This is a genomic window from Leuconostoc sp. (genome assembly GCF_965300815.1).
Window position 1 is genome coordinate 1 of the sequence record NZ_CBDKZH010000086.1, and the last position, 5,169, is coordinate 5,169.

7 protein-coding genes are annotated in these 5,169 nt (G+C 44.0%); all 7 read right to left on the bottom strand.

All coding sequences use genetic code 11. The annotated features are described in order from the left end of the window. A partial coding sequence (locus tag ACW12G_RS06015) for a non-canonical purine NTP pyrophosphatase (RefSeq protein ID WP_455647509.1) occupies positions 1 to 425 on the bottom strand: 425 nt, incomplete at its 3' end. Then, entirely contained in the window at positions 422 to 1,690 is a 1,269-nt protein-coding gene (locus ACW12G_RS06020) for a bifunctional folylpolyglutamate synthase/dihydrofolate synthase (protein WP_455647510.1), read from the bottom strand. The genes ACW12G_RS06020 and ACW12G_RS06015, both read right to left, overlap by 4 nt. A gap of 4 nt (positions 1,691 to 1,694) precedes the next feature. After that, positions 1,695 to 2,270, bottom strand: a complete 576-nt coding sequence (gene folE / locus ACW12G_RS06025; RefSeq protein ID WP_029510225.1) for a GTP cyclohydrolase I — start codon at positions 2,268 to 2,270, stop codon at positions 1,695 to 1,697. Beyond that, positions 2,257 to 2,757, bottom strand: a complete 501-nt coding sequence (gene folK, locus ACW12G_RS06030; RefSeq protein WP_010006115.1) for a 2-amino-4-hydroxy-6-hydroxymethyldihydropteridine diphosphokinase — start codon at positions 2,755 to 2,757, stop codon at positions 2,257 to 2,259. Before folK ends, folE begins: the two co-directional genes overlap by 14 nt. Further along, entirely contained in the window at positions 2,754 to 3,140 is a 387-nt protein-coding gene (gene folB / locus ACW12G_RS06035) for a dihydroneopterin aldolase (protein ID WP_146977206.1), read from the bottom strand. Before folB ends, folK begins: the two co-directional genes overlap by 4 nt. A gap of 207 nt (positions 3,141 to 3,347) precedes the next feature. Beyond that, on the bottom strand, positions 3,348 to 3,995 hold the full coding sequence (locus ACW12G_RS06040; RefSeq protein ID WP_455647511.1) for a VTT domain-containing protein: 648 nt from the start codon (positions 3,993 to 3,995) through the stop codon (positions 3,348 to 3,350). Between the two features lie 113 nt (positions 3,996 to 4,108). Beyond that, positions 4,109 to 5,169 (bottom strand): hypothetical protein (locus tag ACW12G_RS06045; protein ID WP_455647512.1); only part of this gene is annotated, 1,061 nt, incomplete at its 5' end.

Genomic DNA, 5,169 nt, shown 5'->3' on the forward strand with positions numbered 1-5,169 from the left:
CCACGACCAGAACTCTGATTAACGGCCCCTGTCGGCGTGAGCAAAACAAACAATGCCGCCAAATAGGCCCCACGATCCATGCCGGGTTGGTACAACCCGAGTAAATACGCATCCTCTTCTTGCATCGATTGAAAGCCCATTGCTTTAAAATCTCGGGCAATCGTTAGGCCGAATTTATCAGGGAAGGCCGCAAAAAAAGCCCCTGTATCATCAGCTAAAATGAATTCATCAGGTAAAAATTGCTGGATAAACCGTGCTTTAACCAACGCATTCTCAAATTGATCATCCGTTGTTTCTGCCGGAAATGTTTTTTCTGGCATCAGTTCGCGATAATTCACAGCAGTCATACCCAATGTGGCAAAAACAGCCACAATTTCGCGGGTTTTTGCCGAATTATTTGATGCAATCACAAACTGATTAATCATGAAAAACCTCCAACTGCATTTAACGTATAAAATGAACCCGCCACCACAATATATTGGCTTGGTGATGTTCGTTGTGCCATGGCATACGTTAAGGGATCTTGGTCCATAGCCGTCACAGGCAAGTTGGCATCAATCGCTTGAACGGCTTCAGCCAATGCTGTGGCCGATAACGCGCGCGGATTGTTTGGCGTGACCGTGATCACCGCTGAAACCAAGGGTAATAAAATAGTAAGCATTTGGTGGTAGTTTTTATCCGCTAACACCCCAAGGACCAAGATTGGCCGCTCCGGTAATGCCCAGTTTGTCAATGATGCCACGAGGCCTTGTGCGGCATCTTCATTATGGGCGCCATCCCATAAAATATGTCGCGTTTGGTCGACTTGCATGCGCCCTAACATTTGCGCCTGTGCTAGCCCGCGACGCCGGGCTGCCACATCAAACATCACCTGATCCCGCTGCTCTAGTGCCGCTAGAATTTGCCAGACCACGCTGAGATTACGACGTTGAAAGGCCCCCACTAAACCAAGTTGGTAATGTTCCCCAGTGACTGACACGGCTAAACCAGCTGGTGTATCCTGGCGCACCGTCACTGTCACTGGCTGCGCAGCCCAAGTAGCTTGTTTCGCCTGGGTAGTCGTTTTTAAAATGGTTAATACTTCAGCTGGTTGTGCTAAATCGCTGACAACTAACGCACCAGGCGTGATGAGATCAGCTTTATTTTGTGCAATTTCAGCCAGTGTTTGGCCTAAAATATTTTGATGATCCAAACCAATTTCGGTGTAGGCGACTACGGCAGCTTGTCCCACCATGTGTGTCGCATCATCACGCCCACCCAAACCAGCTTCCAAAATGGCATAAGTCACGTGTTCAGCTTGGAACACCAACAGGGCTACAATCGTCCACACTTCAAAATAAGACAAGTCATCAATCGTCCGGTCATGAGCAACTAAAGCCTGTAGCAATTGGTGATAAGCTGTCACCCAAGCCGTCTCGGTCACGAACTGGCCGTTTAACCAAATTTGTTCACGGTCGTTAAACACCGCTGGACTGGCAAAATGCCCCACTGTTTCACCATGTGCGCGTAAGACTTCGCGCAACATCGCCCCAGTTGAGCCCTTTCCATTGGTCCCAGCGATTTGAATAATCGTCAAATCTTGATCTGGTTGCCCGACCCATTGTAGCACTTGGCGTAAAAATGTTAACCGGTTGGGATCAAACACCCGCCAGCCTTTATCTAATTGTTGTTGAATGGTTTGATAAGTCATCTGATTAACGCTGACTGACCCGACGGGCAAAGCTATCCCGCAAAAAGGTATCGGTTTTTAATAAATCACGATAAATTGACGTATTGGTTTGCGTCCCTGGTTGATTAATGCCACGCATTTCCATGCACATATGGCGCGCTGTGACGTTAACGGCCAACCCTTTGGGATGTACAATGCGTTGCATTTCATCCGCAATCAAATGGGTCAAATTTTCTTGCACACTTGGGCGACGGCTCGCCCAATCTACTAAACGTGGCACCTTACTCAACCCAATAATTTCACCATCCGGTACATAGGCCACATCAACAGTGCCAAAAAAAGGTAATAGATGATGCTCACACATTGAATAAAACGGGATGCCTTCGACAACGACCATGTCAGCATCTTGTGTGGTGTCAAATAATTTATAGTCGGAAAATTGCGTTTCACCGGTATGGGCAAAGATTTCGGCATGTGCTTTCACGACACGTTCAGGGGTCTCAATAACACCGGAACGGTCTGGATCATCGCCAATTGCTGCCAATAAATCGGTGACGCCTGTTTGCAGTTTCAAAATTTGTTCGTTATTAAATGTTTTCATATTCTACTCTCGCACCAGTCACAACGCGCACCCAATTGGTGTCGGTCGTGCTAGCTAATAATCGTTCAATTTCATGTCGACGATCCGCTGCAATCACATCTAAAAGTGGTTGCAAGACAAAACGTCGGTTTGCCATTTCACGGTGCGGAATGGTCAAGACATCGTCTGACCAGACTTCATCCCCGAACACTAAAATATCGAGGTCAATGGTACGTGGTCCCCAATGAATTTCGCGGACACGTTTGAGTTGTTGTTCAATCACATGTAGGCTGGCCAACAGTTCTGGTGCTGACAAAGTTGTTTCTAATCGGACCGCAATGTTATAAAAATCATCCTGGACCACGCCACCCACCGGTTGGGTTTCATAGACTTGGGAGACAGCCGTCACGGTAATGGCTGGCATGGCGTGCAACAATTGCACCCCACGTTGTAGATTGCCTAACCGATCACCAATATTGGCCCCCATACTCAAATAAGCCCGCGTCATGCTTCAGCCCACTTCGATAGGTCAGTTTGTGTGCCACTGACTTGAATGATAAACGGATCATAGATACCAGGCAACGGAATATAATCCTTATGAACAGCAACGTCAATTTTATCAACTTGTGGAAATTGGGTTAACAATGCCACTAATAGCGCATTGGCTAGACTTTCCATCAAATTGAATTGGCTGGTTGTTACAATGGCTTCAACCCGCTGATAGACATCAACATATGAAATCGTTGTGCTTAAATCATCATCCTTCACCGCCGTTTCAATTGGATAATGGACCGTGACATCCACTGCAATTTGTTGGCCTAATTTCTTTTCTTCATCGAATACGCCGTTATAGGTATAAAACCGCATATTCGGCAAATGAATCATTCCCATCGTTCGTCTCCTTAGCACATCGTGATGATATTTTACTACGATTATGCGTACATGCTGATCATTTATTTTTTACCAATCTGAAAATATTGTACCATAAATCACCTACTGACAAGACGAATCTCACTGCTGTCATGCATCGATCTATGGTTATAGGCAATAAAAAACGCTCAATGCTGTGTTCCCACGACGATTTTGAGCGTTACTGGCTTAGCCTTGTTGTTTAGTTTTATTGCGTAGCGTCGACACCATCATTGGCAAAATTGAGATGAACACAATCCCCACCGTAATCAATTCAAAGTTTTGTTTGACTAGCGGAATGGCCCCAAATAAGGTCCCTGCTAACAACATCAAAATAATCCAACTTGCCCCACCAACCGCATTATAACGGGCAAATTTAGCGTATTGCATATGACTCATACCGGCCAAAAATGGGATGAACGTTCGGACGATTGGCGTAAAACGTGCCAAAATAATGGCACTGGCACCATGTTTATCAAAAAAGTTTTGCGACTTTTCCATTTTGTCACGGCTGATTAACTTAGTCCCCCAACGACTCGAAGACAGGACAGGGCCAAAATGTTCCCCGATTTCAAAATTCACAAAATCACCCAGAATTGCTGCCGGCACTAACAATACCACTAACAGCAAGAAGTTCAGGGCATTAAACGATAACGTCGACAATGATCCGACTAAAAATAAGATGGAATCACCTGGTAAAAACGGCAAGATTACCAGCCCTGTTTCAATAAAGATTAAGGCAAATAAAATCCCATAAACCAAGATTGGATTTTGGTGTGCCAGTTGCGGCAAGTAGACATTAAAATTGAGTAAACTTGAAATAATCCCTGTTAACATGTGTTGATATCCTTTTTATGTTAGGTTTCTCTCAAGTATAGACTGATGTTGCGTGTGACGCTTGATTATTTCCTGATTAAATTCTGATATTTTGTCAGCAAAGACACTTTTTATCACTTAAACTCAAAATTTGAAATATCGGTTTGTAAAATTCGGTCAACGATGATTGGTGTTTTCTTGCGGTAAGCTTTAGCACCGGATTCAAAAATAAGCCAAATATTATCCCCTTGAAAATCAATGCCTTCTAAATAAGGTGGCATCTGCGCCATCGTCCCAGCATAGGTAAACTCATTGGTTGTCGCATCATACTGATAACGCATCATAGCAGCGGGCTGCTTACCATAGGAAAAAGTAATATATAAATTTCCATGATAGAAATTGATGCCTTGAATGTGGCCGTTGGCTGTTTGAAGCTTGGTATCACGATTCAGGTTACCCGTTGGTGCTTGTCCGTCTGGATCAGTCAGCAACGTATTGGTCGTGCGATTAATGGGAAATCGTTGAATCAGCCCATTTTTGTTAGCACTAAACGTCCCAACCCAAATGGCATCTTGGTAGTATTCAATTGTCGCCGCAGTTTTGATATCTGCCAACGTGATGACATCATCAAATTGCATCAAAATTTTATCTTTTTTGGACTTAATCAGTTTACTAATTTGAATACGCCCTAATTTTGTCACGCCTTGACTATCATCCGATAGATATAGGGTTTGCGTGCGATCGTCAATCGTAATCCCACCAACATGAGCCCGTGTTGGTAAGGCAATTGTTTTAATTTGCTGATGGGTTTTGCGGTCAATCACAAACAACACCGAATTTAATTGTTTCGTGTGATCATAAGCACTCACAAAGATATATTTGTCATTTAACGTAAGGCTTTGCGGCGTCATATTCGTTGTATATTGCCATTGCTTTGTCTGCCCAACAGAACGTGCGCCCCCTAATCCAGGTACACCAATTAAATGATTACCTGTTAACGTCCCTTTGTTATTGGCAATTGTTTTATAAAATTCAGGATATTGACTTTTAAGCCGTTGATCAAGTTGAGCAGCTGGTACTGGTTTAAAACCACGCGTTGCTTGTGTCGTCTTCATGATGAAAAAAACACTCCCCACACCTACTAATAACGCCATCAGCAACCAAATTTTATTTAATTTCATTGTTTCTGTCACAC

What these genes read in the sequence shown, in the direction of transcription:
- folB (WP_146977206.1), bottom strand. Translation starts at nt 3,140, where the DNA reads ATGGGAATGATTCATTTGCCGAATATGCGGTTTTATACCTATAACGGC.
- ACW12G_RS06040 (WP_455647511.1), bottom strand. Translation starts at nt 3,995, where the DNA reads ATGTTAACAGGGATTATTTCAAGTTTACTCAATTTTAATGTCTACTTG.
- folE (WP_029510225.1), bottom strand. Translation starts at nt 2,270, where the DNA reads ATGAAAACATTTAATAACGAACAAATTTTGAAACTGCAAACAGGCGTC.
- folK (WP_010006115.1), bottom strand. Translation starts at nt 2,757, where the DNA reads ATGACGCGGGCTTATTTGAGTATGGGGGCCAATATTGGTGATCGGTTA.
- ACW12G_RS06020 (WP_455647510.1), bottom strand. Translation starts at nt 1,690, where the DNA reads ATGACTTATCAAACCATTCAACAACAATTAGATAAAGGCTGGCGGGTG.